The sequence below is a fragment of the Pantoea sp. PGP6 genome (genome assembly GCF_053474785.1).
Genome location: NZ_JBQBMA010000001.1, coordinates 3,113,039 through 3,139,817 on the forward strand (window position 1 = coordinate 3,113,039; position 26,779 = coordinate 3,139,817).

At 56.1% G+C, this 26,779-nt stretch carries 25 protein-coding genes and 3 tRNA genes; 2 read left to right on the forward strand and 26 right to left on the reverse strand.

Annotation, left to right across the window (positions count from 1 at the left end):
• Window positions 1-72: 72 nt before the first annotated feature.
• Window positions 73-1,545, forward strand: coding sequence for an AlkA N-terminal domain-containing protein (locus tag ACLIBF_RS15125; protein ID WP_069728041.1), 1,473 nt, complete (start codon window positions 73-75; stop codon window positions 1,543-1,545).
• Window positions 1,546-1,945: 400 nt separating this feature from the next.
• On the opposite strand, the gene ACLIBF_RS15130 is transcribed toward ACLIBF_RS15125, so the two are convergent.
• From ACLIBF_RS15130 to sdhC, 22 genes are all read right to left on the reverse strand, one after another.
• Window positions 1,946-2,021, reverse strand: a tRNA-Lys gene (locus tag ACLIBF_RS15130).
• Between the two features lie 46 nt (window positions 2,022-2,067).
• Window positions 2,068-2,143 (reverse strand) — tRNA-Lys (locus ACLIBF_RS15135).
• 74 nt (window positions 2,144-2,217) lie between these two features.
• Window positions 2,218-2,293: transfer RNA gene (locus ACLIBF_RS15140), tRNA-Lys, on the reverse strand.
• A gap of 164 nt (window positions 2,294-2,457) precedes the next feature.
• Window positions 2,458-3,249 carry a cell division protein CpoB gene (gene cpoB / locus ACLIBF_RS15145; RefSeq protein ID WP_046288452.1) on the reverse strand — a complete coding sequence of 264 codons (792 nt, stop codon included), beginning with the start codon at window positions 3,247-3,249 and terminating at the stop codon, window positions 2,458-2,460.
• 9 nt (window positions 3,250-3,258) lie between these two features.
• Complete coding sequence (gene pal, locus ACLIBF_RS15150; RefSeq protein ID WP_031374834.1) at window positions 3,259-3,786, reverse strand: peptidoglycan-associated lipoprotein Pal; 528 nt, start codon at window positions 3,784-3,786, stop codon at window positions 3,259-3,261.
• A 51-nt stretch (window positions 3,787-3,837) separates the two neighbouring features.
• Complete coding sequence (tolB, locus tag ACLIBF_RS15155; protein ID WP_031374833.1) at window positions 3,838-5,133, reverse strand: Tol-Pal system beta propeller repeat protein TolB; 1,296 nt, start codon at window positions 5,131-5,133, stop codon at window positions 3,838-3,840.
• A gap of 115 nt (window positions 5,134-5,248) precedes the next feature.
• On the reverse strand, window positions 5,249-6,532 hold the full coding sequence (gene tolA, locus ACLIBF_RS15160; RefSeq protein WP_031374832.1) for a cell envelope integrity protein TolA: 1,284 nt from the start codon (window positions 6,530-6,532) through the stop codon (window positions 5,249-5,251).
• Window positions 6,533-6,559: 27 nt separating this feature from the next.
• A complete protein-coding gene (tolR, locus tag ACLIBF_RS15165) occupies window positions 6,560-6,988 on the reverse strand; it encodes a colicin uptake protein TolR (RefSeq protein WP_010260764.1) in 429 nt (142 codons plus the stop codon).
• A gap of 13 nt (window positions 6,989-7,001) precedes the next feature.
• On the reverse strand, window positions 7,002-7,688 hold the full coding sequence (gene tolQ / locus ACLIBF_RS15170) for a Tol-Pal system protein TolQ (protein ID WP_031374831.1): 687 nt from the start codon (window positions 7,686-7,688) through the stop codon (window positions 7,002-7,004).
• Window positions 7,685-8,089, reverse strand: coding sequence for a tol-pal system-associated acyl-CoA thioesterase (gene ybgC, locus ACLIBF_RS15175; RefSeq protein WP_031374830.1), 405 nt, complete (start codon window positions 8,087-8,089; stop codon window positions 7,685-7,687). Before ybgC ends, tolQ begins: the two co-directional genes overlap by 4 nt.
• 178 nt (window positions 8,090-8,267) lie before the next feature.
• Window positions 8,268-8,561: a cyd operon protein YbgE gene (gene ybgE / locus ACLIBF_RS15180; protein ID WP_031374829.1), complete on the reverse strand. Its 294-nt coding sequence runs from the start codon at window positions 8,559-8,561 to the stop codon at window positions 8,268-8,270.
• Complete coding sequence (cydX, locus tag ACLIBF_RS15185; RefSeq protein WP_069728038.1) at window positions 8,561-8,665, reverse strand: cytochrome bd-I oxidase subunit CydX; 105 nt, start codon at window positions 8,663-8,665, stop codon at window positions 8,561-8,563. Before cydX ends, ybgE begins: the two co-directional genes overlap by 1 nt.
• A gap of 15 nt (window positions 8,666-8,680) precedes the next feature.
• Window positions 8,681-9,820, reverse strand: coding sequence for a cytochrome d ubiquinol oxidase subunit II (gene cydB / locus ACLIBF_RS15190; protein WP_069728037.1), 1,140 nt, complete (start codon window positions 9,818-9,820; stop codon window positions 8,681-8,683).
• A gap of 11 nt (window positions 9,821-9,831) precedes the next feature.
• Window positions 9,832-11,403, reverse strand: a complete 1,572-nt coding sequence (gene cydA, locus ACLIBF_RS15195; protein ID WP_031374827.1) for a cytochrome ubiquinol oxidase subunit I — start codon at window positions 11,401-11,403, stop codon at window positions 9,832-9,834.
• A 572-nt stretch (window positions 11,404-11,975) separates the two neighbouring features.
• A complete protein-coding gene (gene sucD, locus ACLIBF_RS15200; protein ID WP_021508535.1) occupies window positions 11,976-12,851 on the reverse strand; it encodes a succinate--CoA ligase subunit alpha in 876 nt (291 codons plus the stop codon).
• Window positions 12,851-14,017 (reverse strand): ADP-forming succinate--CoA ligase subunit beta, encoded by a 1,167-nt coding sequence (gene sucC, locus ACLIBF_RS15205; protein ID WP_046288453.1) that lies wholly within the window; start codon window positions 14,015-14,017, stop codon window positions 12,851-12,853. Before sucC ends, sucD begins: the two co-directional genes overlap by 1 nt.
• A gap of 70 nt (window positions 14,018-14,087) precedes the next feature.
• A complete protein-coding gene (gene odhB, locus ACLIBF_RS15210; protein ID WP_031374826.1) occupies window positions 14,088-15,311 on the reverse strand; it encodes a 2-oxoglutarate dehydrogenase complex dihydrolipoyllysine-residue succinyltransferase in 1,224 nt (407 codons plus the stop codon).
• Between the two features lie 15 nt (window positions 15,312-15,326).
• On the reverse strand, window positions 15,327-18,134 hold the full coding sequence (gene sucA / locus ACLIBF_RS15215; protein ID WP_031374825.1) for a 2-oxoglutarate dehydrogenase E1 component: 2,808 nt from the start codon (window positions 18,132-18,134) through the stop codon (window positions 15,327-15,329).
• A 205-nt stretch (window positions 18,135-18,339) separates the two neighbouring features.
• The gene (locus ACLIBF_RS15220; RefSeq protein ID WP_031374824.1) at window positions 18,340-19,056 is read right to left on the reverse strand and encodes a succinate dehydrogenase iron-sulfur subunit; all 717 of its coding nucleotides are present in this window, start codon (window positions 19,054-19,056) and stop codon (window positions 18,340-18,342) included.
• Window positions 19,057-19,070: 14 nt separating this feature from the next.
• On the reverse strand, window positions 19,071-20,837 hold the full coding sequence (sdhA, locus tag ACLIBF_RS15225; RefSeq protein ID WP_031374823.1) for a succinate dehydrogenase flavoprotein subunit: 1,767 nt from the start codon (window positions 20,835-20,837) through the stop codon (window positions 19,071-19,073).
• Entirely contained in the window at window positions 20,838-21,185 is a 348-nt protein-coding gene (gene sdhD, locus ACLIBF_RS15230) for a succinate dehydrogenase membrane anchor subunit (protein ID WP_031374822.1), read from the reverse strand. It lies immediately after the preceding gene.
• Window positions 21,179-21,568, reverse strand: coding sequence for a succinate dehydrogenase cytochrome b556 subunit (gene sdhC, locus ACLIBF_RS15235; RefSeq protein ID WP_046288454.1), 390 nt, complete (start codon window positions 21,566-21,568; stop codon window positions 21,179-21,181). The genes sdhD and sdhC overlap by 7 nt, the downstream gene beginning before the upstream one ends.
• A 632-nt stretch (window positions 21,569-22,200) precedes the next feature.
• On the opposite strand from sdhC, the gene ACLIBF_RS15240 reads away from it, so the two are divergent.
• On the forward strand, window positions 22,201-23,484 hold the full coding sequence (locus tag ACLIBF_RS15240) for a citrate synthase (protein WP_031374820.1): 1,284 nt from the start codon (window positions 22,201-22,203) through the stop codon (window positions 23,482-23,484).
• A gap of 66 nt (window positions 23,485-23,550) precedes the next feature.
• On the opposite strand, the gene nei is transcribed toward ACLIBF_RS15240, so the two are convergent.
• Genes nei through ACLIBF_RS15260 form a run of 4 tightly spaced genes read right to left on the reverse strand, consistent with a single transcriptional unit; the run spans window position 23,551 to window position 26,749 of the window.
• On the reverse strand, window positions 23,551-24,339 hold the full coding sequence (nei, locus tag ACLIBF_RS15245; RefSeq protein ID WP_031374819.1) for an endonuclease VIII: 789 nt from the start codon (window positions 24,337-24,339) through the stop codon (window positions 23,551-23,553).
• 11 nt (window positions 24,340-24,350) lie between these two features.
• Window positions 24,351-24,998: a pyroglutamyl-peptidase I gene (gene pcp / locus ACLIBF_RS15250; protein ID WP_046288455.1), complete on the reverse strand. Its 648-nt coding sequence runs from the start codon at window positions 24,996-24,998 to the stop codon at window positions 24,351-24,353.
• A gap of 6 nt (window positions 24,999-25,004) precedes the next feature.
• Window positions 25,005-26,021, reverse strand: a complete 1,017-nt coding sequence (locus tag ACLIBF_RS15255) for a DUF979 domain-containing protein (protein WP_279809433.1) — start codon at window positions 26,019-26,021, stop codon at window positions 25,005-25,007.
• Window positions 26,021-26,749: a DUF969 domain-containing protein gene (locus ACLIBF_RS15260; protein WP_279809434.1), complete on the reverse strand. Its 729-nt coding sequence runs from the start codon at window positions 26,747-26,749 to the stop codon at window positions 26,021-26,023. The genes ACLIBF_RS15255 and ACLIBF_RS15260 overlap by 1 nt, the downstream gene beginning before the upstream one ends.
• Window positions 26,750-26,779 lie beyond the last annotated feature (30 nt).

Here is a 26,779-nt window from a genome sequence, read left to right on the forward strand (position 1 = left end):
GTGCTGTCCGAAAACAGCCAGTCTGCAGGTTCATTCCGGCGTAGGCTGCGCATTATTTGCCGGAGAAACGCCATGCTCGATCCCGAAATTGCCTACCAGGCGCTGACCTCACGTGATACCCGTTTTGATGGGGTGTTCTTCGTCGGCGTGACCTCAACCGGTATCTATTGCCGCCCGATCTGCCCGGTGAAAGCGCCGATGCAGAAAAACTGTCTGTTCTTCGGCAGCGCCGAAGCCGCTGAAAAAGCCCGATTCCGGCCCTGCCTGCGCTGCCGCCCGGAGCTGGCACCCGGAAATGCGCCGGTTGATCATGCCCATCGCATCGCCGATCGGCTGGTGCAGCGCATTGAGGAAGGTGTGCTGGAGCAGCATGAAGGGCTGGATGAGATTGCGGCAGAGTTCGGTATCAGCGCACGTCAGCTGCGGCGGATTGTGCAGCAGGAGCTGGGCGTCTCGCCGCTCGAGCTGAAGCAGACGCGTCGGATGTTGCTGGCAAAGCAGCTGCTGACCGAGACCCGGCTGCCGATTATTGACGTGGCCTATGCCAGCGGCTTTGGCAGTCTGCGGCGCTTTAATGATGTATTCCAGGCCCGTTACCGCATGACGCCCGGTGCCTTGCGTAAGGAGACGCTGCCGGCGGCGCAGCTGCAGCCTGGCGATACCATGCGGCTGCGGCTCAGTTATCGTCCCCCTTATGACTGGCAGGCGATGCTCAGCTTTTTGCAGCTCCGCCTGATGAAAGAGATTGAGGCGGTTGAAGATGGCTGCTACCGGCGCACCGTGGCGCTGGGCGACTACCGCGGCTGGGTCAGCGTGTCGCATCTGCCGGCAAAACAGGCGTTGCAGGTTGAGTTCACCAGCAGCTTAACGCCGGTGTTGCCGGCCCTGCTGCGTCGGCTGCGCGATCTGTTCGATCTCAATGCGCAGCCACAGCGAATTGCGGCGCATCTGCAGCAGGACCCGCTGCTGGCGCAGAGTCTGGCTGATTATCCCGGCCTGCGGGTACCCGGTGCCTTTGACGGGTTTGAGATGGGCGTGCGGGCGATACTCGGTCAGCAGATTACGGTGAAAGCCGCGACCACGCTGAGCAGCCGTTTTGCCCAGGCGTTTGGTGAAGCCTGCGTGACACCGTTCGCCGATCTGTCACGCTACTCAGCCCGCCCGGCGACGATCGCGCAGACCTCACTGGATGAGATTGCCCGCCTCGGGATAGTCAGCGCCCGCGCCAGGGCGATTCAGGCCTTTGCCAGCGCCTGTGCTGCGGGTGAGCTACGGTTCAATGCCACCCTGTCGCCTGAGGCGATGATGGCGCGGCTGATGAGCTTACCGGGCATCGGACCATGGACCGCTCACTATATTGCGATGCGCGCCCTGCGCTGGCCGGATGCCTTTCCTAAAGAAGACATTGCGGTACGCAATAATCTGGGTGGCCTGACGGCCGCCGAAGCGGAGGCGCGATCGCAGTCGTGGCGGCCGTGGCGCAGCTACGCGGTAATGCATATCTGGAAGAGTCTGTCGGTGGCGAAAGCGCAGAAAAAACCGTGACGGACAGGATGGGGGATAAATCTGCTCGCAACCAATTAGTTCAACGCGCAGGGAATACGGTCAGAAGAGGATGGCGCGGGCAGTCCGGATAAAAACGCGAAGCGTTGGCCCGGCAACGCACGCCCGCCCTGCGGCTGATGCTGCGGCAGGTTCTCATCCGGCAGGTTTAACTCTGTGCCGCAGAAACGAAAAAAGCGCCTTGAAGGCGCTTTCTTCTTAATCGGTGGGTCGTGCAGGATAAGCCGTGCCCATCCGGGGCCACGCCCTGCGGGCGATGCTGGCGCATCAGCCTGAATCGCTCCCGGCGATTCAGTCGATGCTGCGGCAGGTTCTCATCCGGCAGGTTTAACTCTGTGCCGCAGAAACGAAAAAAGCGCCTTAAAGGCGCTTTCTTCTTAATTGGTGGGTCGTGCAGGATTCGAACCTGCGACCAATTGATTAAAAGTCAACTGCTCTACCAACTGAGCTAACGACCCGCTGGGGGCTTACAACCCTTCACTGCGCCAGGCGCCCGAAGTAAGATGGTGGGTCGTGCAGGATTCGAACCTGCGACCAATTGATTAAAAGTCAACTGCTCTACCAACTGAGCTAACGACCCATCTTAGGTTGTGAAGCAATGCTGAAGCGGTATCCTGAAAGGGCACGCAAACAAAACGCGCGTCTGACCGGAGATGGTGGGTCGTGCAGGATTCGAACCTGCGACCAATTGATTAAAAGTCAACTGCTCTACCAACTGAGCTAACGACCCATCTTCAGGCTTGCCAGAAAGTTTGCAATGTGTCCCGGCAACGGCGGCATATATTACTGATTTACTGAGGTAGCGCAACCCTTATTTCTGCTAAAAGCTTCAATTGCTTACCTTTCATACGGCAAGACCAGAAATCACACGATATCCGGTCTGAACCGTACAGATTACATACTTGCCAGACGTTTTTGCGCCTGTTTGGCAGAATCGGTATTGGGATAAAGTTTAATCACCTGCTGGTAAACCGCTTTGGCTTTCGCCGTGTCGTTTTTCTCCTGCATGATGACGCCCACTTTCAATAACGCCTCTGCGGCTTTCGGCGACTTCGGATAGTTTTTCACCACCGTGGCATAATAATAGGCCGCGTCGTCCTTTTTGCCTTTGTTGTAATTCAGCTGTCCCAGCCAGTAATTGGCGTTCGGCTGATAGGTCGAATCAGGGTAACGTTTTACCCATGCCTGAAGCGCACTGATCGCCTGGTCGTACTGTTTCTTCTCCAGAATCAGCGCAACAGCCGCATTGTAGTCGCTGTTCGCATCGCCGGTCTGGGCCGGTGCGCTGCCCGTCGCTGCCGCCGCACCCGCGCCTGCTGCTGCGCCTGCATCGGCTGAAGCATCGCCGCTGGCCGCCTGCTGACCGCCGCTGTTGCTGCTGCTCAGGCTGTCAATCTGCTGGTAGAGCTGCTTCTGACGCTCAACCACCTGATTCAGCTGATACGAGTTTTGCTGGATTTGCCCACGCAGCGAGTCGATATCACGTTGGTTATCGCTCATCTGCTGTTGCAGTTGTTGCAGCAGCTGTGCCTGGGCATTAGAGATTCGTTCAAGAGTGGTGACACGGTCTTCGACCGAGCCGGAGCCAACGCTACTGATTGACGCTTGGGCATTAGCGGCCCAGGGGGCCGCTACGCCAATCAGTAACGACAGACTCAACAGGTGATGTCTGAAGTTACTAACCATGTGATTCTCTTAGTAGACCAGTACGGCACGACGGTTTTTAGAATACGCTGCTTCGTCATGACCCAGAACGGCTGGCTTCTCTTTACCGTAAGAAACGATAGACATCTGATCGGCCGAAACACCTTTGCCTTGCAGATACATTTTAACCGCGCTGGCGCGACGTTCGCCCAGGGCGATGTTGTATTCCGGCGTACCGCGCTCATCCGCGTGACCTTCGATAGTCACTTTGTAAGATGGGTTGCTACGCAGGAAAGCAGCATGCTGATCCAGCATCTGAGCGTAATCAGACTGAACGTCATATTTGTCCAGACCGAAGTAGACGATGTTGTTCTGCTGCAGCTGTTGCATCTGCAGACGCGCCTGCTCGTCAGAAGACATGTTGCCGCCGTTGCCGTTCATGCCAGAATTTGCACCGTAAGCGCCATCAGCACCCATGCCAGTCTGGTCATTGTTGTTGTTTTTGTGTGAGCTACAAGCCGCTACTGCCAGAACCGGCAGAGCCAGCATCAAACCCTTCAGCACTTTGTTCAGTTGCATTTCAAAAATCCCATTATTGTTTATTGTTTGTGATGTCTGTTAAGTCAGACATTACAGATACGGCGACCAGGCAGGAAATTTTACCTGTCCATCAGTTGCCGGAAGACGCGCTTTGAAACGGCCGTCGGTTGAAACCAGCTGCAGCACGGAACCCATCCCCTGAGTAGAGCTATAGATTACCATTGTGCCGTTCGGTGCCAGGCTCGGCGTTTCATCCAGGAACGTGTCCGTTAACGTTTGAACGGCTCCCGTTTCCAGATCCTGTTTGGCGACGTGTTGCGCACCGCCACTGGTGCTAATCATCACCATTGATTTTCCATCGGTGGCAACGTCCGCATCCTGGTTCTGACCGCCTTCCCAGGTAATGCGTTGTGGCGCGCCGCCGTTGATACCTACTTTATAAATCTGAGGCGCACCGGCCTGATCCGAGGTGTAAGCCAGCGTCTGGCTGTCCGGGAACCAGGTCGGTTCAGTGCTGTTATAGCGGCCATCGGTGACCTGACGGGTCTGACCTGACGCCAGATCCATCACGTAGAGGTTAAGGCTGCCGGTTTTAGACAGGGCAAAAGCCAGCTTCGAACCATCCGGCGAGAAGGCCGGAGCACCGTTGTGACGTGGATAAGAAGCAACCTGACGGATAGCACCGTTAGACAGCGTCTGTACCACCAGCGCTGACTTGCCGCTTTCAAAGGTGACGTAGGCCACTTTGCTGCCGTCTGGCGACCAGGCCGGTGACATCAGCGGCTGCGGTGAACGGTGAACCACAAACTGGTTGTAGCCATCGTAATCCGCGACGCGCAGTTCATACGGGAACTGACCGCCGTTGGTCTGCACCACATAGGCGATGCGGGTGCGGAACGCCCCTTTAATGCCGGTCAGTTTCTCAAAGGTTTCATCACTGGCGGTGTGCGCAGCATAGCGCAGCCACTGTTTAGTCACCTTATAGGAGTTCTGTGCCAGTACTGTGCCTGGCGCAGCGCCGGTATCGACTAACTGGTAAGAAACCTGGTAACTGCCGTCCGGGTTGGACTGCACCTGACCCACCACCACGGCATCAATGCCGAGCGCGCTCCAGGCAGCAGGCTGTACTTCCTGCGCGCTGGTTGGCTGCTGTGGCAGACGTGAGCGATCCAGCGGGTTGAATTTACCGCTGTTGCGCAGGTCAGCCGCCACGATGCCGCCGATATCTTCTGGCGCAGCGCCAGCACCGGCCCATTTAAACGGCACCACGCCAATCGGACGTGCAGTATTCACGCCCTGGGTGATCTCAATTCGAACTTCTGCATGCAGCACGGCTGCCCACAGCAGGATAAAAAAGCCTAACGTAACGCGAAGAGCTTGCTTCATTTTATCTCCCTTATCTGAACCTCAGTCCACGATAATTGGCACTGTTCCTGGAAACCACGAGTACGACTTAAATACGGCAAGCTAACCTTAGATCAACTTGCCGTCAGTTACTGCATTATTGCGGTCTGAAACGCATTGGTGCGTTTTTAAACACTTCATACACAGCCTGTGAAGGCGGCTTCGGAATACGTGCCTGTTTGGCAGCGGCGATCGCTGCCTGACAGAGTGCGGGGTCGCCGCCTTCTGACTTAACATCAATCAACAATCCGTCAGGCGCAAGTTTAATCCGTAAATCACAACTTTTTCCGCGATACAGATCCGCATCATAGAATCGGCTTTGAATCGCACTGGTAATCTGACCAAGATAGGAGTTGATCTCCGCACCGGACGCACCGGCTTTCTTCTGATTACCCTGCCCTGCCGCGCCACCCGAGGTGCCGCTTTTCGGCGCATTTTTGCCGGAAGCCAGTCCGCCTAACAGGTCATCAACATCGCTGTCATTGGCTGCATCAGCGGCGGCTTTGGCCTTTGCATCGGCTTTAGCTTTCGCGGCGGCGTCGGCTTTCGCTTTGGCTGCCGCATCGGCTTTGGCTTTCGCAGCGGCTTCAGCTTTCTCTTTGGCCGCTTCTGCTTTGGCTTTGGCGGCGGCTTCAGCCTTCTCTTTGGCGGCTTCTGCTTTGGCTTTGGCTGCTTCTGCCGCTTTCTCTTTGGCTTCTTCAGCTGCTTTAGCTTTCGCATCGGCCGCGGCTTTGGCTTCTGCTGCGGCTTTCGCCTCGGCGTCAGATTTCGCTTTGGCTTCGGCTACGGCTTTCTCTTTTGCTGCCGCGGCCGCCGCAGCTTTGGCCTGCTGATCGGCCTGTTTCTTCGCCTCAGCGGCCGCCTGCTTCGCCTGTTCGGCGGCGGCTTTGGCCTGCGCATCGGCTTCGGCTTTGGCATCTGCTTTCGCTTTAGCGGCGGCAGCTTCGGCAGTTTTTTGCTGCTCCTGCGCTTGCTTAGCGGCCTCTTCTGCCGCTTTCTGCTGCTCAGCTTGCTGCTTCACCTGCTGTTTAGCGGTTTCCTGCGCTTCGAGACGCTCTTTCTCCAGCGCTTTCAGTCGCTGTTGTTCGGCCGCCTGTTTTTGTTGCAGCTCTTCAGCCTGCTGTTGCGCCTGCTTTTTACGCTGCTGCTCGGCGCGCTGGCTGTCGCTCTGCTGGTTCTGCTGACGGTTGTATTGACTCACTACCGCACCGGGATCGACCATCACAGCATCTATATCGCTGCCGCCGCCGCCGGCACTGCTGGCATCAATGTGCTCATTAAACGAGCTCCATATCAGCAGCGCGATCAGCACAATGTGCAGAATCACCGAAATGATTATCGCGCGCTTTAACTTCTCGTTTTGCTCGGTTGCCTTCGACACACTCGGTTCCCAAAAAACGGTTCGATTTTAAATCGGCTGCGTCATCAAACCGACAGATTTAACACCCGCCTGGTGCAGCAGGTTGAGCGCTTTAATAATTTCGTCGTAAGGCACTTCTTTCGCGCCTCCGATCAAAAAGACGGTCTTTGGATTGGCTTCCAGTCGACGCTGCGCTTCGCTGATCACCTGCTCAGGAGGCAGCTGATCCATACGATCGTGATCCACCACCAGACTGTACTGACCCACGCCCGCCACTTCGACAATCACCGGCGGGTTATCGTCACTGGCGACGGTTTTTGAATCGGTCGCATCAGGCAGGTCCACTTCCACACTCTGGGTAATAATGGGTGCCGTCGCCATGAAGATCAGCAACAGCACCAACAGGACGTCCAGTAGCGGAACGATGTTGATTTCCGACTTCAGGTCGCGGCGTTTGCGACCACGTACTCTGGCCATCATTAACCTCTATTTACTTAGCGCTATCGCTGGAGAAAGCCTGGCGATGCAGAATGGCGGTGAACTCTTCCATGAAGTTGTCGTAGCCCTGCTCCAGTTTATTCACGCGCTGGTTCAGACGGTTGTACGCCATAACCGCCGGGATCGCTGCAAACAGGCCGATTGCCGTGGCAATCAACGCTTCCGCAATACCCGGTGCAACCATCTGCAGGGTCGCCTGCTTCACCGCGCCCAGCGCGATAAAGGCGTGCATAATCCCCCAGACGGTACCGAACAGACCGATATATGGACTGATGGAGCCGACGGTGCCGAGGAAAGGAATGTGGTTTTCCAGCGCCTCCAGTTCACGGTTCATCGAGATACGCATCGCCCGGCTCGCGCCCTCGATCACCGCTTCCGGTGCGTGGTTATTGGCCCGGTGCAGACGGGCAAACTCTTTGAAACCCGAGTAGAAAATCTGCTCCGATCCAGCGAGTTCGTCACGACGACCCTGGCTTTCCTGATAGAGACGGGAGAGTTCGATACCGGACCAGAATTTGTCTTCAAACGCCTCCGCTTCGCGCCCCGCCGCGTTAAGGATACGCGTACGCTGAATAATGATCGCCCAGGAGGCAATCGAAAAGCCGATCAAAATCAACATGATAAGTTTGACCAGAAGGCTCGCCTTCAGGAACAAATCAAGAATGTTCATGTCAGTCACTGCTTGAACTCCGCGACAATAGACTTGGGAAGCGCAATCGGCTTCATCAGATGTGGGTTAATGCAGGCAATCAGGACTTCTGCCTCATTGAGCACTTTGCCTTCAGCATTCACGATACGCTGGGTAAACGTCATGGTAGCCCGGGTCATTGATGTCACTTCACTCTGGATCTCCAGAAGGTCATCAAGACGCGCCGCCGCCAGATAGTCCACCGTCATACGCCGCACCACAAAAGCGACCTGCTGTTCTAACAGCGTCTGCTGATTGAAATGGTGCTGACGCAACATTTCGGTACGTGCTCGTTCATAAAAAGCGATATAGCTGGCGTGATAAACCACGCCACCGGCATCAGTGTCTTCGTAGTAGACCCGAACCGGCCAGCGAAACAGCGTTGTACTCACTCTACATCCCGGCCTCGTTTTAAACGTTGCTACTATACGCAAGACAAATCGGGTTTGGAATGGGTCGCCAGAGCCAGGCGAAAATAATTATCGCTCCGTAACAAACGGAACGATTTCAGGGAGATTTCTTGACCGGACGCTGACAAAAACTCACTCACAGCGTCGATATGGCGGGAGGTTAAGCGTAAAAGCGGTAAAGCGCGATAAACAGCACCCCCATTGCCGGTAAGGGCGAAAACAGCGCCTGCCATCGGGTTTGCTGTGGCCGGAAACCCACGCCGTGGATCACCGCACTACAGATGGCCCAGATGAGCAGCAGCGCCTGCAGAGCCGGCAGTCTGCCGGTGTGATCGGCAAAGCGCGTCGGGTCCCACAGCACGCCGCCGGCCGTGACCAGCGCCAGCAGCAGTGAAAGGGCCCGTAACGGGCCCTTGTCCATCAGACGATACAGCATCTGAATCGGTGTGCGCATCAGTGCGACTCATCCTGCGCATCGATATGCTCAATCGCCAGCGCGGTGACGATACCAAAGGCACAGGCCAGCAAGGTGCCAAGAATCCAGGCAAAATACCACATGCGTCGTCTCCTTAATCAGTAGAGTGAGTGACTGTTGCTTTCGATGTGCTCTTTGGTGATACGGCCAAACATCTTCCAGTAACACCAACTGGTGTAAGCCAGAATGATCGGCACGAAGATCACCGCAGCGACGGTCATAATTTTCAGCGTCAGCAGGCTGGAGGTGGCATCCCACATCGTCAGGCTGATGCCCGGCACCGTGCTGGAAGGCATGATGAACGGGAACATTGCGATACCCGCCGTCATGATGACGCAGGCCAGAGTCAGTGAGGAGAACAGGAACGCCCAGGCGCCCTTCTCAAGCCGGGAGCAGATCACCGTCAGCAGTGGCAGCAGCACGCCGAGCAGCGGGAACAGCCACAGCACCGGCTGGTTCTGGAAGTTCACCAACCAGGCACCCGCTTCCCGCACCACGGTTTTACCCAGCGGATTCGAGGCGGCGAAGTGATCGAGGGTGCTGGTGACGACGTAGCCATCAATACCATATTTCACCCAGACGCCCGCCAGCACGAAGCAGACCATCATCACCAGCGCGGCAATCTGTGCGACCGCGCGTGAACGCAGATGCAGTTCGCCGCTGGTGCGCATCTGCAGATAGGTCGCGCCCTGCGCCAGAATCATCGCCACGCTGACTACGCCCGCCAGCAGGCCAAACGGATTCAGCAGCTGGAAGAAGTTACCGGTATAGAACAGGCGCAGATATTCATCGGCATGGAAGGGAACGCCCTGCAACAGGTTGCCGAACGCCACGCCAATCACCAGTGGTGGCACAAAGCTGCCAATGAAAATGCCCCAGTCCCAGGCACCGCGCCAGCGGTTATCTTCAATCTTGGAGCGGTAATCAAAGCCGACCGGCCGGAAGAACAGCGAGGCCAGCACCAGAATCATCGCCACATAGAAGCCTGAAAAGGCCGCAGCATAGACCATCGGCCAGGCGGCAAACAGCGCCCCGCCAGCGGTGATCAGCCATACCTGATTGCCATCCCAGTGCGGGGCGATGGTGTTAATCATGATGCGGCGTTCGGTATCGTTGCGGCCCAGAATGCGCGTCAGCATGCCGACGCCCATATCAAAACCATCTGCCACGGCGAAACCGATCAGCAGTACGCCTATCAGCAACCACCAGATAAAGCGCAGAACTTCATAATCAAACATGGTCGCTCTCCTTATCCCTGTACCGGCTGAGTCATCGCCGTGATCTGTTCATGATGGTAACGCCCGGTTTTCAGGCTGCTCGGCCCAAGGCGGGCAAATTTGAACATCAGGTACATCTCAGCCACCAGGAACAGGGTGTAGAGACCGCAGATCAGGATCATTGAGAACAGCAGATCGCCCACCGTCAGCGACGAGTTAGCGACTGCAGTCGGCAACACTTCACCGATGGCCCACGGCTGGCGACCGTATTCCGCCACAAACCAGCCTGACTCGATGGCAATCCACGGCAGTGGAATACCGAACAGGGCCGCTTTCAGTAACCAGCGGTTCTTGCCAATGCGGTTACGAATAACACTCCAGAAGGACAGCGTAATCACGCCCAGCAGCAGCACGCCACACAGCACCATGATGCGGAACGCGAAATAGAGCGGTGCCACGCGCGGAATTGAATCCTGTGTCGCCTGCTGGATTTGCGCTTCGGTGGCGTCAGAGACGTTAGCGGTATAGCGTTTCAGCAGCAGACCATAGCCGAGATCCTGCTTGTGGCTGTTGAAGGCTTCGCGTACCGCCGGGTCCTGGCTGCCGCCACGCAGTTCATTCAGCAAGGCGTAGGCTTTCATGCCGTTGCGGATGCGGACTTCATGCTGCGCCATCAGATCTTTCAGCCCGGTAACCGGTGTGTCGGTGGATCGGGTAGCGATCAGACCAAGCAGCCACGGAATTTGAATGGCATATTTGTTTTCGCGGGTCTCCTGATCCGGCAGGCCAAACAGAGTAAACGACGCCGGAGCGGGCTGGGTTTCCCATTCAGCTTCAATCGCTGCCAGCTTGGTTTTCTGCACGTCACCCATTTCGTAACCGGACTCATCGCCCAGTACGATCACCGACAGCACCGCCGCCATGCCGAAGCTTGCCGCAATGGCGAACGAGCGTTTAGCAAAGGCGATATCGCGTCCTTTCAGCAGATACCAGGCGCTGATGCCGAGAATAAACATCGCACCGGTGGTGTAGCCTGCCGCCACGGTATGGACGAATTTGACCTGGGCAACCGGGTTGAGTACCAGCTCGGAGAAGCTGACCATCTCCATGCGCATGGTTTCGAAGTTGAACTCAGAGGCGATCGGATTTTGCATCCAGCCATTCGCCACCAGGATCCACAGCGCCGACATGTTTGAGCCCAGCGCCACCAGCCAGGTGACGGCCAGATGCTGCACTTTACCCAGCCGATCCCAGCCAAAAAAGAACAGGCCGACAAAGGTGGATTCGAGGAAGAACGCCATCAGCCCTTCAATGGCGAGCGGCGCACCAAAGATATCGCCGACGTAGTGAGAGTAATATGACCAGTTGGTCCCGAACTGAAATTCCATGGTCAGGCCGGTAGCCACGCCGAGCGCGAAGTTAATACCGAATAACTTGCCCCAGAATTTCGTCATATCTTTATAAATCTGTTTGCCGCTCAGGACGTATACCGTCTCCATGATCGCCAGCAAAAACGCCATACCCAGCGTTAAAGGCACGAACAGAAAATGGTACATCGCCGTTAAGGCAAACTGTAACCGCGACAGCTCGACGATATCTAACATAATGACTCCTTGCTCCTCGCATTATCCCGTTACGCGCATCACAGAGGCGCGCGTAATCTGAGTCAGGAACGACTGTTTATTAATTCCAGTTTTTTATACCCAGCAGAACAGAGTGATGAGCTGCCCGTAGCTGGTGAATAACGGGTAAAGCAGCCCTGACTGTCAATGCAGCGCTAATCTCAACGTATGCAAAAACAACAGAAAAGCGGGTATCACCCCGGGTAGAGCAAACGTTTGAAAGTTTGTGTGAAAGGCTGAATTGATGTAGCGCAATTTACGCCTTTAGCGTTACGCTTTGCCAGCGGAATAGTTGGTTATAACTCGCGAATAATTGATCTGGAATAACGTAATAAATTTCCAGATAGGGTCAGGTAGGTTTCTTGTTATCAGGATGTCATCGTCGGGCTGAATATTATTTAAAAAATATTACCTTTGCTGCTTTTAATTAACTCCAGGCATTTTTCTGGCGGTTATTCTGCTGCGCCGTCGATTCAACAGCGCGGCCGGGTACCGGCAATAGAAGGCATAAAAAAAGCCACCCGCAGGTGGCTTTGATGTTCGATCTGTTTGGCTTATTTCGCCGGCAGGACAGCTTTCACCGCATCACCGATGTCAGCCAGGCTGCGAACGGTTTTCACGCCGGCCGCTTCCAGTGCCGCAAACTTCTCGTCTGCTGTGCCTTTACCACCGGCAATGATGGCGCCCGCATGGCCCATACGCTTGCCTTTTGGCGCCGTCACACCCGCGATATAACCCACCACAGGCTTGGTGACATGCTCTTTGATGAACGCCGCAGCTTCTTCTTCCGCGCTGCCACCGATCTCACCGATCATCACGATCGCTTCGGTCTGTGGATCGTCCTGGAACATTTTCAGGATGTCGATGAAGTTAGAACCTGGGATCGGGTCACCGCCGATGCCGACACAGGTCGACTGGCCGTAGCCGATGTCGGTGGTCTGCTTAACGGCTTCATAGGTCAGCGTACCTGAACGTGAGACGATGCCGACGCGGCCCGGCTGGTGAATGTGACCCGGCATGATGCCGATTTTGCATTCGCCTGGGGTGATCACGCCTGGGCAGTTTGGACCAATCATCCGCACGCCTGCTTCATCCAGCTTCACTTTCACGGTCAGCATATCCAGCGTCGGGATGCCTTCGGTGATGGTGATGATCAGTTTGATGCCTGCATCGATCGCTTCAAGGATGCCATCTTTACAGAACGGAGCCGGCACGTAGATCACGGTGGCGGTTGCGCCGGTCGCTTCTACGGCTTCACGCACGGTGTTGAACACCGGCAGGCCCAGATGGGTGGTGCCGCCTTTGCCTGGCGTGACGCCGCCAACCAGTTGGGTGCCGTAGGCCAGCGCCTGCTCAGAATGGAAAGTCCCCTGGCCACCGGTGAAACCTTGGCAAATGACTTTGGTGTTTTTGTCGATCAGAATGGACATTATTTACCCTCCGCGGCAGCAACAACACGCTGTGCGGCGTCTGTCAGGCTGGTTGCTGCAATGATGTTCAGACCGCTGTCCGCCAGTTTCTGGGCGCCCAGCTCGGCGTTGTTACCTTCCAGACGTACCACCACTGGCACGTTCACACCCACTTCAGCCACTGCGCCGATGATGCCGTCGGCAATCAGGTCACAGCGTACGATACCGCCGAAGATGTTAACGAATACCGCTTTCACTGCATCGTCAGACAGGATGATTTTGAAGGCTTCTGTGACGCGCTCTTTGGTTGCGCCGCCGCCAACATCAAGGAAGTTCGCCGGTTGACCGCCGTGGTGCTTAACGATGTCCATGGTACCCATCGCCAGACCTGCGCCGTTCACCATACAGCCGATGTTGCCTTCCAGGGCGACATAGTTCAGTTCCCACTGTGTAGCATGGGCTTCACGTGGATCTTCCTGGCTTGGATCGCGCATTTCGCGCAGCTCTGGCTGACGGAACAACGCATTGCCATCGGCACCCAGTTTGCCATCCAGGCAGATCAGATCGCCCTGCTTAGTGATCACCAGCGGGTTGATCTCAACCATCGCCAGATCGCGCTCGAGGAACAGTGTCGCCAGACCCATGAAGATCTTGGTGAACTGACCGACCAGCTTGCCGGACAGGCCCAGTTTGAATGCCAGCTCACGGCCCTGATAAGGCTGTGGACCGGTCAGCGGATCGAGCGCCATTTTATGAATCAGGTGCGGGGTTTCTTCCGCCACTTTTTCGATTTCTACGCCGCCTTCAGTTGATGCCATGAAGATCACGCGACGCGTTGCACGATCGACCACCGCGCCCAGGTAAAGCTCCTGGTCGATGTCGGTTGCGGCTTCAACCAGAATCTGGTTTACCGGCTGGCCGTTCGCATCTGTCTGATAGGTTACCAGGCGTTTGCCCAGCCAGTTTTCAGCAAAGGCGCGAATCTCTTCTTTGCTGTTAACCACTTTCACACCGCCCGCTTTACCGCGGCCACCGGCATGAACCTGACATTTTACTACCCACGGGCCTGCGCCAATTTTCGAGGCAGCTTCTTCCGCTTCACGTGGTGTAGTACAGGCGTAACCGGTTGGTGCCGGCATGCCATACCGTGCAAACAGTTGTTTCGCCTGGTATTCGTGTAAGTTCATGATGTTCTATCCATTCAGGTCTGAAAAGAGTAAAGAGGTTGGGCGCGCGGCGAGGCGCGCCCGATGAAAATCAGACATCCAGCAGCAGGCGCGCCGGGTCTTCCAGCATCTCTTTCACCGCAACCAGGTAGCCGACAGATTCACGGCCATCGATCAGACGGTGATCGTAGGAGAGCGCCAGATACATCATTGGCAGCACCACGACCTGACCATTGACCGCCATAGGACGATCTTTGATGGCGTGCATGCCGAGGATGGCACTCTGTGGCGGGTTGATGATCGGGGTCGACATCAGCGAGCCGAAGACGCCACCATTGGTGATGGTGAAGTTACCGCCGGTCAGATCGTCAACCGTCAGCTTGCCGTCACGACCTTTCACCGCCAGTTCTTTAATTTTCTTCTCGATATCAGCCATGCTCAGCGCATCGACATCGCGCAGCACCGGCGTCACCAGGCCGCGTGGCGTGGAGACCGCAATGCTGACGTCAAAGTAGTTGTGATAAACCACATCTTCGCCATCGATAGAAGCATTCACTTCCGGATAGCGTTTCAGCGCTTCAACTACCGCTTTGATGTAGAAGGACATGAAGCCCAGACGCACGCCGTGACGCTTCTCGAAAGCCTCGCCGTACTGCTTACGCAGATCCATGATCGGCTTCATGTTGATTTCGTTGAAGGTGGTCAGCATCGCGGTGCTGTTCTTCGCTTCCAGCAGACGTTCGGCAACACGTTTACGCAGACGGGTCATCGGCACGCGTTTTTCGCTGCGGTTAGCGACCGCAGGCTGTGGCGCACTGTCAGCGGCTGGCGCAGCGGCGGCTTTCGGCGCAGCAGGCTTGTTGGCCAGATGTTTTTCAACATCTTCACGGGTCAGACGACCACCCACACCGCTGCCTTTGATCTGCGAGGCATCGAGGTTATGTTCCGCAATCAGGCGGCGAATTGCCGGGCTGAGCGCATCGTTGCTCTCTTCTTCCAGTGAGGCAGTCTGACGCTGAGCCGGAGTCGACTCTTTGCTTTCAGACTTCGCGCTGCTCTCTTTACCGCCGCTGTTGCCCTCTTTCAGACGACCGAGGACCTGGCGTGAAGTGACGGTTGCGCCCTCATCTTCCAGCACGGCTTCTAAAATGCCGTCAGCGGATGCAGGCACTTCCAGCACCACTTTGTCAGTTTCAATTTCGACCAGCACTTCATCGCGAGTGACTGCATCGCCTGGTTTTTTGTGCCAGGTTGCCACGGAGGCATCGGCAACCGATTCAGGCAGGTCGGGAACGAGAATATCTACGCTACTCATTATCTTTCCTTTTAATTAATCAACGTTCAGCGCGTCATTAACCAGGTCTTGCTGCTGTTTTTGGTGTACGGACATGTAACCCACGGCCGGTGAAGCGGATGCCGGGCGGCCTGCATAACGTAAGGTGGCACCAAATGGCACAACTTCACGGAAATGATGCTGGCTGCAGTACCAGGCACCCTGATTCAGGGGTTCTTCCTGACACCAGACAAAATCCTGCACATGGGAATACGCTTTTAAAGCTTCCTGTACCGCTTGATGCGGGAACGGATAGAGCTGCTCGATACGCACGATAGCGACATCGGTCTGCTCGTTTTTACGGCGCTGTTCCAGCAGGTCGTAATAGACTTTACCGGAGCAAAGCACGACGCGTTTAACGCCCTGCGGATCGAGATCGTCGACTTCGCCAATCGCCGGTTTGAAGCTGCCGTTAGCCAGCTCATCCAGCGTGGAGATCGCCAGCGGATGACGCAGCAGCGATTTCGGCGACATCACAATCAGTGGACGCCGCATTCCGCGCAGCGCCTGACGACGCAGCATGTGATAAACCTGCGCCGGCGTAGACGGCACGCAGACCTGCATGTTCTGCTCAGCGCAGAGTTGCAGATAGCGCTCAAGGCGCGCTGAGGAGTGCTCAGGACCCTGACCTTCGTAGCCGTGCGGCAGCAGCATGACCAGGCCACACATCCGGCCCCATTTCTGCTCGCCGGAGCTGATGAACTGGTCGATCACCACCTGAGCACCGTTGGCGAAGTCACCGAACTGCGCTTCCCAGATGGTCAGAATGCGTGGCTCTGCGGTGGCATAACCATATTCAAACGCCAGTACCGCCTCTTCTGATAGCACGGAATCCCAGACTTTGAACTGGCCCTGGCCGCTGTGCACGTGATGCAGCGGAGTATAGGTCGAGCCGTTCGCCTGGTTATGGATTACCGCATGACGGTGGAAGAAGGTACCGCGACCGGTATCTTCGCCCGACAGGCGAACCGGAATGCCTTCATCAACCAGCGTGGCGTACGCCAGGTTTTCAGCACCGCCCCAGTCAAAGGCTTTCTCGCCTTCGGCCATCAGACGGCGATCGTTGTAGATCTTGGCGACGCGTGACTGAACTTCTACCTCTTCCGGGACCTGGCTGATACGCAGCGCCAGTTCCTTCAGACGTTTCATGTCGACCTGGGCCGGATACGGCTCGTCCCACTCGTGATTGAGGTAAGGCGACCAGGTAAAGGAGTGCAGGCTCATCGGCCGCCACTCTGGCACCACGCATTCGCCGGCATCCAGCGCATCGCGGTAGAGATTGACCATTTCGGTCGCATCTTCCTGGGTCGCTACCCCTTCACTTTCCAGACGGTCAGCATAGATTTTACGCGGCGTCGGGTGCTTTTTGATTTTCTGGTACATCAACGGCTGGGTCGCACTCGGCTCATCGGCTTCGTTGTGACCATGACGGCGATAGCAGACCAGATCGATAAACACATCACGTTTGAAGGTGTTGCGATAATCGAGCGCCAGACGGGTAACAAACGCCACCGCTTCCGGGTCATCTGCATTGACGTGGAAAATAGGGGCCAGCACCATTTTGCCGATGTCGGTGCAGTACGGCGTTGAACGCGCATCTTTCGGGTTGGAGGTGGTGAAACCTACCTGGTTGTTGATCACGATGCGAACGGTACCGCCCACTTCGTAACCGCGTGCCTGAGACATGTTCAGGGTTTCCTGCACCACGCCCTGGCCGATTACCGCGGCATCACCATGAATGGTGATCGGTAAAACTTTGTTGCTGCTTGGCTCTTCCAGACGGTCAAGACGGGCGCGTACCGATCCCATCACCACCGGGCTGACGATCTCCAGATGCGACGGGTTAAACGCCAGCGCCAGGTGAACCAGGCCGCCTTCGGTTTCAACGTCAGACGAGAAGCCCATGTGGTACTTCACGTCACCGGTGCCGAGGTGCTCTTTATGCTTACCGGCGAACTCGTCGAACAGATCCTGCGGCTTTTTACCCAGCACGTTGATCAGCACGTTGAGACGGCCACGGTGCGCCATGCCGAGCACGACTTCGCGGGTGCCGCTTTTACCGGCATGACGGATCATTTCGCGCAGCATCGGAACCAGCGCATCGCCCCCTTCGAGGGAGAAGCGTTTGGCGCCCGGGAATTTAGCCCCGAGATATTTTTCCAGCCCTTCTGCCGCGGTCAGCTCTTTCAGGAAACCTTTTTTCTCTTCGCGGCTGAATGACGCATGGCCCACCACCGATTCCAGACGCTGCTGAATCCAGCGTTTCTCGTCGGTGTTATTGATGTGCATATATTCTGCACCAATTGAGCCACAGTAAGTCTGGGTCAGCGCCTCGAACAGATCGGCCAGCTTCATGGTCTCTTTGCCGATGGCAAAAGAGCCGACGTTAAAGCTTTCCTGAAAATCGGCGTCGGTCAGATCGTGAAAAGCCGGGTCCAGATCGGCAACCCGATCCTGCTTCCACAGGCCGAGCGGATCGAGATTGGCGTGCTGATGGCCGCGGAAACGAAACGCGTTAATCAGCTGCAGCACTTTCACTTGCTTCGAGTTGGTTTCTGGATCGGAGACGGATGAGGTGTAACGAGATGCATCTTTCGCCAGGCGACGGAAGTACTCACGTGTGGTGGAGTGAAACTGCTCAGGTTTCATTCCGGTGCCCGGTAACTGTTGGAACATCGAGCGCCACACTGCATCGACAGAGTCAGGATCGGTCAGGAAATCCTCATAGAGTTGCTCTATGTAAGACTGGTTCGCGCCGGCCAGCCAGGAGGAGTCCAGCCAGGGCTTCATCGCGCTGTTCTGCATTGTGATCCCTTAAGCATTGCTATGCTTTTTTGAGGTTTCATTTGTTGCCGCTTTCGCGGTTTGCCGTAGTGAGTTCAGCGATACGAGCACTGTGCGCAGCGCGCGCGTGGCCCGTAAGGGAACCTTTGTAAACGTGGTACCAGACCGCGCTTACAGAGGCTTCCGTAAACCACCGGGAACCTGAGGTTCCCGGATGGTGTGGTGCTTATGCCCCGCGTTGCAGCAGCATCGACTTAATATGGCCGATGGCGCGCGTCGGGTTTAGCCCTTTCGGGCATACGCTCACACAGTTCATGATGCTGTGACAGCGGAATACACTGAAAGCGTCGTTCAGATTGTCGAGACGCGCATCGGTTTCGGTGTCGCGGCTGTCGATCAGGAAGCGGTACGCGGCCAGCAGGCCGGCAGGCCCGATAAACTTCTCCGGGTTCCACCAGAATGACGGGCATGAGGTTGAACAGCAGGCACAGAGAATACATTCGTATAATCCATCCAGATGTTCGCGCTCATCCGGCGACTGCAGATGCTCACGTGCTGGCGGATTTTCCCCATTATTCAACAGGAAAGGCTTAATTTTCTCATATTGTGCATAAAACTGGCTCATGTCTACTACCAGGTCACGCACCACCGGTAAACCCGGCAGCGGACGGATAACGATTTTCTGTTTACCGTTGCCCAGCGCAGAGACCGGCGTGATGCAGGCCAGTCCGTTTTTACCGTTCATGTTGAGGCCGTCGGAGCCACAGACGCCTTCACGGCACGAGCGACGAAACGCCAGCGTCGGATCTTTCTCTTTCAGACGAATCAGCGCGTCCAGCAACATCATGTCGCGACCATCTTCCGCTTCCAGGCTGTAATCCTGCATCCGCGGTTTGTCGTCGACCTCTGGATTGTAGCGATAAATTGAAAACTCGAGTCTCATGATCGTCTCCGAAATTAGTAGGTACGCACTTTCGGCGGGAAGGCCGCGCGCAGTTTCGGCTGCATGTTCACCTCACGGCGCGTCATGCTCTCGGTTTCCGGGACATAAAGACTGTGGCACAGCCAGTTCTCATCATCACGATCCGGGAAGTCGAAGCGACTATGTGCACCGCGGCTCTCGGTGCGATAGTTAGCCGCCACCGCCGTGGCAAACGCCGTCTCCATCAGGTTGTCCAGTTCCAGACATTCAATACGCTGCGTGTTGAAGTCCGGCGAGCGGTCATCCAGACGCGCCGATTTCAGGCGTTCGCGGATCACTTTCAGCTCTTCCAGGCCCTGCGCCATTGCATCGCCTTCACGGAATACCGAGAAGTTATTCTGCATGCAACGTTGCAGCGCTTTGCGAATCTCAACCGGGTCTTCACCGGTGGTGTTATTTTCCCAACGGTTAAAGCGCGCCATCGCCGCATCAATCTCATCTTCAGAAGCATCACGCAGTTCGCCCTGCTCCTGAATGCTTTCCAGCAGATGCAGACCCGCAGCGCGGCCAAACACCACCAGGTCGAGCAGCGAGTTGCCGCCCAGACGGTTGGCACCGTGAACCGATACGCAGGCGATTTCGCCCACTGCAAACAGCCCAGGAATCACCACGTCTTCGCCCTGCTCATTCACCCGCAGCGCCTGACCGGTCACTTTGGTCGGAATGCCGCCCATCATGTAGTGACAGGTCGGAATCACCGGAATCGGTTCTTTAATCGGGTCGGCATGGGCAAAGGTGCGTGACAGCTCAAGAATGCCAGGCAGACGTGACTCAAGCACCTCTTTACCGAGGTGATCGAGTTTCAGTTTAATGTGCGGGCCCCACGGGCCATCGCAGCCGCGACCTTCGCGAATTTCGATCATCATCGAGCGCGCAACCACGTCACGGCCCGCCAGATCTTTCGCATTCGGCGCGTAGCGTTCCATGAAGCGCTCGCCATGTTTATTCAGCAGATAACCGCCTTCACCACGGCAGCCTTCGGTCACCAGCACGCCCGCGCCGGCGATGCCGGTTGGGTGGAATTGCCACATCTCCATGTCCTGCACCGGTACGCCTGCGCGCAGCGCCATACCCACGCCGTCACCGGTGTTGATGTGTGCATTGGTGGTGGACTGGTAAATACGGCCTGCCCCGCCGGTCGCCAGTACGGTGGCTTTGGCTTTAAAGTAGACGGTCTCACCGGTTTCGATACAAATCGCGGTACAGCCGACAATTGCGCCGTCGGCATTTTTCACCAGATCCAGCGCGTACCACTCAGAAAAGATAGTGGTCTTATTTTTCAGGTTCTGTTGGTACAGCGTATGCAGCAGGGCGTGACCGGTACGGTCGGCTGCCGCCGCGGTACGTGCCGCCTGCTCGCCACCGAAATTCTTCGACTGGCCGCCGAACGGACGCTGATAGACACGACCATCATCCAGACGCGAGAACGGCAGGCCCATGTGTTCCAGCTCCAGAATCGCTTCCGGTCCGGTTTTACACATATATTCAATCGCGTCCTGGTCACCGATATAGTCGGAGCCTTTGACGGTGTCGTACATGTGCCATTCCCAGTTATCTTCATGGGTATTACCCAGCGCAACGGTAATACCGCCCTGCGCAGATACGGTGTGGGAACGGGTCGGGAAAACTTTAGATAACAGGGCGCAGCTCTGGCCGGCCTGGGAGATTTGCAGTGCGGCTCGCATTCCTGCGCCACCTGCGCCGATCACCACGGCATCGAACTCTCTGATTGGCAAACTCATTTACACACCCCACACCACAACAAATCCATAAATCGCATACCACAACAGCGCCACCACAATCACAAACTGCAACACCAGACGGGTTGGCAGCGATTTGACGTAGTCTGTTAACACCTGCCACATGCCAATCCAGCCGTGGATCAGAATCGAGAACAGCGTCAGCAGGGTGAACACTTTAGTGAATGCGGAAGCGAAGAAGCCACGCCACAACTCATAGGTCAGCGTGTCAGTCATCACCACAAAACCGAGGATGTAGACGATGTAGAGCGTAATCAGAATTGCGGTTGCCCGCAGCAGCAGCCAGTCCTGGATACCGTTGCGACCCAACGCGGATGCATTGCTTACCATACGAGGACTCCCGCCAGAATTGCCAGCACGACAGTGATTACAAAAGTCATATAAGCTGAACGCTTACCCACCTGCAGGGTTTCAGCCAGATAACCAAAATCCATCAACATATGACGAATCCCGCTCACCGCGTGATAGGCCAGCGCCGTTAAAATGCCCCACATGATAAACTTCGCGAAGAAGCCATCCATGATGGTTGCAGCGTGCTGGAAACCTTCCGGAGAGGAGAGTGAGAGACCGAGTAGCCACAGCAGGATGCCAAGAGCAACCAATGTGATTACGCCGGAGACGCGGTGAAGAATGGACGATATTGCAGTAACGGGAAACCGGATCGTCGAGAGATCCAAGTTGACAGGTCTTTGTTTTTTCACGGTTTTGCCCACACAGCTCTTTTTTATTTTGCTTCCTCCGGACCTGAGGCGGAGTCTAATCACAACGCGTGGCAGACTTTAACCGTCACCAAAAAAGCAACATCCAGTGTTAATTGACGCGGTAGAAACGCTGGGTGGCTCCTGGTGTCAGGGTGTTCCGGAGACCTGGCAGGAGTATAGGAGGATCACATTCTGATTACAATTCCCCTACAAACTCTTTGGTAAATTTTAGATGGAACAGTGATCCTACTCACGATTTTCACAATTGATACAATTTTAATTATCTGATTTGACAATAGTTCAACAATTCAGTTACAAACTAACGCTACAAATTCCTATGATGCACAAAAGTTATGGGGATACACTTTCCCCTAAGCGCAAGTTATGTAACATTGCGAACGTAAGCATTAAAAAGCATCAGGTTATTGGTTACCAAGAAGTTATGTCCTGACCGGATCTTTAACAACCGCGATATGCAGCATGTCCATGGCTCTACGGTTCCTGCTGGGAACGCGCCTCTCACTCTGTACCCTGCACCAGCCATAAGACAGCAGAGTGATGCTGTGAAGTTTTGCCAACCGCAACATGAACGCGTTTCAGGTGTCTAAAGATCTTTACCTGCCTAAGGCGCTATGGAGACGAAAATGACAGATAAAAAAGTGACGCTAACCCTACAAGATGAAACGTCCGTTGAACTGGATGTGCTGCAAGGCACGCTGGGCCAGGATGTGGTTGATGTCCGCGCCCTCGGCTCCAGTGGACTGTTTACCTTCGATCCGGGTTTCACGTCCACCGCATCCTGCGAGTCAAAAATCACCTTTATTGATGGTGATGAAGGTATCCTGTTGCACCGCGGCTTCCCGATCTCCCAGTTGGCGACCCACTCCAACTATCTGGAAGTGTGTTACATCCTGCTGAATGGCGAAGCGCCAAATCAAAAGCAGTTTGAAGAATTCCGTACCACCGTTACCCGTCATACCATGATTCATGAGCAGATTACCCGTCTGTTCCACGGCTTCCGTCGTGATTCACACCCGATGGCGGTGATGTGTGGCGTGACCGGCGCACTGGCGGCGTTTTATCACGATTCGCTGGACGTTAACAATGAGCGTCACCGCGAAATCGCCGCGTTCCGCCTGCTGTCCAAAATGCCGACCATGGCCGCGATGTGCTACAAATACTCTATCGGTCAGCCGTTTGTTTACCCGCGTAATGACCTCTCTTATGCCGGTAACTTCCTGCACATGATGTTCGCGACACCGTGCGAAGAGTACAAGGTAAATCCGGTACTGGAACGCGCCATGGACCGTATCCTGATCCTGCATGCTGACCATGAGCAGAACGCCTCGACGTCAACCGTGCGTACCGCCGGTTCTTCTGGTGCTAACCCGTTTGCCTGTATCGCCGCCGGGATCGCCTCCCTGTGGGGACCGGCGCACGGCGGTGCCAACGAAGCGACACTGCGCATGCTGGAAGAGATCAGCACCGTTGAGCACATTCCGGAATTTGTTAAACGTGCCAAAGACAAAAATGACTCCTTCCGTCTGATGGGCTTTGGTCACCGCGTTTACAAAAACTACGATCCACGTGCCACCGTGATGCGCGATACCTGCCATGAAGTCCTGAATGAGCTGGGTATGAAGGATGATCTGCTGGAAGTGGCGATGGAACTGGAACACATTGCGCTGAACGACCCTTACTTCATCGAGCGCAAACTCTATCCAAACGTCGATTTCTACTCCGGTATTATTCTGAAAGCGATGGGAATTCCTTCCTCAATGTTTACCGTGATCTTCGCGATGGCGCGTACCGTTGGCTGGATTGCGCACTGGAAAGAGATGCACGACGAAGGGATGAAAATCGCCCGTCCGCGTCAGCTCTATACCGGTTATACCGAGCGCGAATTCAACTCGCAGCTGGAAAAATAAGCGTTATATTTCAACGCAAAAACGGGGCCATCTGGCCCCGTTTTTTTTATAGCTGCCGTCAGGCACTCAGTGCTGACACCCCGGACACCAGTAAAAAGGCCGTGATGAGAGCGTGCCCTTCTCAATCACCGTGCCGCAGCGCCGGCATTTTTTGCCCTGCCGATGAAACACCTCAAACTGAAACGCCGCTTCCTCATGATATTTCTTCATCGTGCCACGCATCCGATAGGCATGGCGCGGCACTGAAAGCAGCGCCTCGCTGAAAGCAGTCAGCTGATGGTTACTGAGATCCTGCGCCCGATGCTGCGGCAGCAACTGTGCCAGCCAGAGAATTTCGGCACGCAGGTAATTGCCCAGCCCGGCCAGAAAAGCCTGATCCAGCAGCAGACCACTGAACTGCCGCCGCCGGAAACGGGGTGACAGCAGCCGCTCTTTCACCTCATCCACCGTCAGCGCACTGCTCAGCACATCGGGGCCGATGCGGTTAAGAAACGGGTGTGCTGCCAGCGTATCGGCGTTCAGTAACTCAATATCTGACGCGCTATACAGCAGAATAGCCCGATCGGCCGTCGCCAGCCGTACCCGTAACTGTCGGGTGGTCTGTAATTCCGTTTCGGGCGTGACGATGCGCCAGACGCCATACAGCTGATTGTGGCTGTAGAGCGTCAGGCCATTGCTGAAATGTGTCAGCAACGCCTTGCCGCGTGTCTCAATCGCCTGCACCTGTTCGCCAATCAGCGCCGGTTCGTAAGTTTTCAGCGCCGGAAAGGCAAACCACGCTTCGGTTAACGGCTGGCCGACAATCGCGGTTTCGAGCTGATCCGCCACCCGGCGGATCTCTGGTCCTTCAGGCATCGTGGATCCTCTTAGTGTGTGGCACCGCCAGCTATTTTCAGATCTTCACCGGTCTCCAGCGTCACCCGGACCGCAATTTCCAGCGCCTGAATCACACTGGCGACCGACATGCTTGGCGCACCAGGGTGCAACGCCGCCTGCTCCGGCAGGTAAGGGATGTGGATAAAGCCACCGCGCACCGGCGTCTGCTGCTGGGCCAGCCAGTGCAGCAGACCATACATCACCCGGTTACAGGTAAAGGTCCCGGCGGTCTGTGACACCGAGGCGGGAATCCCCGCCTGACGCAGCGCGGCCACAATCGCCTTGATCGGCAGACGCGAGAAATAGGCCGCCGGACCGTCAGCCACAATTGCTTCATCAACCGGCTGATGGCCGGCGTTGTCGGCAATACGCGCATCATCAACGTTGATGCCGATGCGTTCAACGGTAATATCGCTGCGCCCGCCCGCTTGTCCTACCGACAGAATCGCATCCGGTTTCACCTCCTCCAGCGCCTGGTAGAGCACATCCAGCACATCCGCAAACACCACCGGCAACTGACGGATGACGATCCGTGCGCCAGCAATCTCTTTGCCTTCCAGCGCACTGACCGCTTCCCATGATGGGTTAATGCTTTCACCGCCAAACGGTTCAAAGGCGGTCATCAGGACAGTTTTCATTCAGCCTCACAGGAACATCAGGAAATAGAGCAGGAAAATGTTAACGATTAACAGTAGCACACCGGTCGGGACCTGAGCTTTGATCACCGCGTTACGATCCGGCAGCTCCAGCAGCGCCGCCGGCACGATGTTAAAGTTAGCCGCCATCGGCGTCATCAGCGTGCCGCAGTAGCCGGAGAACATGCCGATGGCTGCCATCACCGCCGGATTGCCGCCGTGCTGCAGCACCAGAATCGGAATACCGACGCCCGCTGTGATAATCGGAAACGCAGCAAAGGCGTTGCCCATCACCATGGTCAGCAGCGCCATGCCACCGGCATAAACCGCCACCGCGATAAAGCGACTGTCGACCGCCAGATAGCTTTCGGTCAGATGGGAAATCGCACTGCCGACGCCGGCACTGGTAAACAGCAGACCCAGGGTGGCGAGGATCTGCGGCAGGATAAATGCCCAGCCAATAGCATCCAGCAGCCGTCGGGTCTCCTGCATCGACTGCACCGGTTTCTCATGCGTCAGTTTCAGCGCCACCAGCCAGCCGATCAGGCAGCCGATCATCATCGAAAACAGCGTCACCAGCGTCGCGTGGTTACTAGGACCAAACACCGTATCCTGCAAGCCCGGGATATGGTTGAACGCCAGCACGCCCGCGACCGTCACCACCGGGATCGCTAGCGCAGGCAGGAACAGTTTATTGCGCAGGCGCAGCGCACTGGCCTGTTTCTCCTCATCACTGCGCTGATGATAGCGGCCCAGCTTTACCCCGCCTAAGCCAGCAATCAGCGCCATCACCACCACTGCGACCCCGACGCTAATGTTCAGCATCCGGGTGCCGGCGGCTGCCGAACCCATCCACTGCGTCATCAGTTGCGTGGTCCAGTCGCCAACCAGGAAAATCAGGCCATACAGCGCCCAGAACAGTCCGGTGGTTAAACGACGCGGGTTGGCGCGATCGCCCCAGGAGAGGAGCGCCACCACCAGCAGGATCAGCCCTGCCAGCCACATCAGATATTGTTGCTGAAACATTACTGCCCTCCTTTGGCTTTCAGTGCCTGGCCGTTCAGCGCCTGTAATTCACGGGCTAACTGACGATCGAGCCGTACCAGGCGGGCCGAGTGGATCAGGAAGGCCGCCACTGCGGTCGGGATACCCCACAGGGCAATGTGCAGCGGTTCAGTCTGAATCCCGGCCGACTCCTGCATAAAGTTGTGCATAAAGATAATCGCGCCAAAGGCGACGAAAATGTCCTCGCCAAAGAACAGCCCGACGTTATCAGTTGCCGCCGACATGGCGCGCAGACGATGGCGCACCTCTGACGAGACGTCAGCATAACGGTTTTCCGTCGCCCCTTCCGCCATCGGTGCCAGCAGTGGGCGCACCATCTGCGGATGACCACCGAGGCTGGTCAGGCCGAGCGCTGCGGTCAGTTCGCGCACCAGCAGATAGACGATCAGTAAACGTCCGGCGGTGGCGGTTTTAATCTGGGCGATCCACGCCTGCGCCCGCTCTTTCAGCCCGTGACGTTCCAGCAGGCCGATCACCGCCAGCGGCAGCAACAGAATCAGTGGCAGGTTACGGGTGTTGAGAAAGCCCGAACCGAGCTTTTCCAGAATGTCGGCCAACGGCATCATGGCCGCGAAGCCGGTGACGAAACCGGCGACAATAACCACCAGCACCGGATTAAACCGTAATACGAAGCCGATAATGATGGCTGCAATGCCAAGCAGCGGCCAGAGATTTACCACGCTATCCATCTTTTCCCCTTAGAGTATGAAAAAGCCCGG

Bases quoted from the DNA above. Each gene is read 5' to 3' on its own strand.
- ACLIBF_RS15220 (WP_031374824.1), bottom strand. From the start codon at position 19,056: ATGAGACTCGAGTTTTCAATTTATCGCTACAATCCAGAGGTCGACGAC.
- ybgE (WP_031374829.1), bottom strand. From the start codon at position 8,561: ATGCGCACACCGATTCAGATGCTGTATCGTCTGATGGACAAGGGCCCG.
- sucA (WP_031374825.1), bottom strand. From the start codon at position 18,134: ATGCAGAACAGCGCGATGAAGCCCTGGCTGGACTCCTCCTGGCTGGCC.
- cydX (WP_069728038.1), bottom strand. From the start codon at position 8,665: ATGTGGTATTTTGCCTGGATTCTTGGCACCTTGCTGGCCTGTGCCTTT.
- pal (WP_031374834.1), bottom strand. From the start codon at position 3,786: ATGCAACTGAACAAAGTGCTGAAGGGTTTGATGCTGGCTCTGCCGGTT.
- tolB (WP_031374833.1), bottom strand. From the start codon at position 5,133: ATGAAGCAAGCTCTTCGCGTTACGTTAGGCTTTTTTATCCTGCTGTGG.
- ACLIBF_RS15240 (WP_031374820.1), top strand. From the start codon at position 22,201: ATGACAGATAAAAAAGTGACGCTAACCCTACAAGATGAAACGTCCGTT.
- ACLIBF_RS15125 (WP_069728041.1), top strand. From the start codon at position 73: ATGCTCGATCCCGAAATTGCCTACCAGGCGCTGACCTCACGTGATACC.
- nei (WP_031374819.1), bottom strand. From the start codon at position 24,339: ATGCCTGAAGGACCAGAGATCCGCCGGGTGGCGGATCAGCTCGAAACC.
- sucC (WP_046288453.1), bottom strand. From the start codon at position 14,017: ATGAACTTACACGAATACCAGGCGAAACAACTGTTTGCACGGTATGGC.
- sdhD (WP_031374822.1), bottom strand. From the start codon at position 21,185: ATGGTAAGCAATGCATCCGCGTTGGGTCGCAACGGTATCCAGGACTGG.
- odhB (WP_031374826.1), bottom strand. From the start codon at position 15,311: ATGAGTAGCGTAGATATTCTCGTTCCCGACCTGCCTGAATCGGTTGCC.
- cpoB (WP_046288452.1), bottom strand. From the start codon at position 3,249: ATGGTTAGTAACTTCAGACATCACCTGTTGAGTCTGTCGTTACTGATT.
- tolR (WP_010260764.1), bottom strand. From the start codon at position 6,988: ATGGCCAGAGTACGTGGTCGCAAACGCCGCGACCTGAAGTCGGAAATC.
- cydB (WP_069728037.1), bottom strand. From the start codon at position 9,820: ATGTTTGATTATGAAGTTCTGCGCTTTATCTGGTGGTTGCTGATAGGC.
- ACLIBF_RS15260 (WP_279809434.1), bottom strand. From the start codon at position 26,749: ATGGATAGCGTGGTAAATCTCTGGCCGCTGCTTGGCATTGCAGCCATC.
- ACLIBF_RS15255 (WP_279809433.1), bottom strand. From the start codon at position 26,021: ATGTTTCAGCAACAATATCTGATGTGGCTGGCAGGGCTGATCCTGCTG.
- sucD (WP_021508535.1), bottom strand. From the start codon at position 12,851: ATGTCCATTCTGATCGACAAAAACACCAAAGTCATTTGCCAAGGTTTC.
- sdhA (WP_031374823.1), bottom strand. From the start codon at position 20,837: ATGAGTTTGCCAATCAGAGAGTTCGATGCCGTGGTGATCGGCGCAGGT.
- pcp (WP_046288455.1), bottom strand. From the start codon at position 24,998: ATGAAAACTGTCCTGATGACCGCCTTTGAACCGTTTGGCGGTGAAAGC.
- cydA (WP_031374827.1), bottom strand. From the start codon at position 11,403: ATGTTAGATATCGTCGAGCTGTCGCGGTTACAGTTTGCCTTAACGGCG.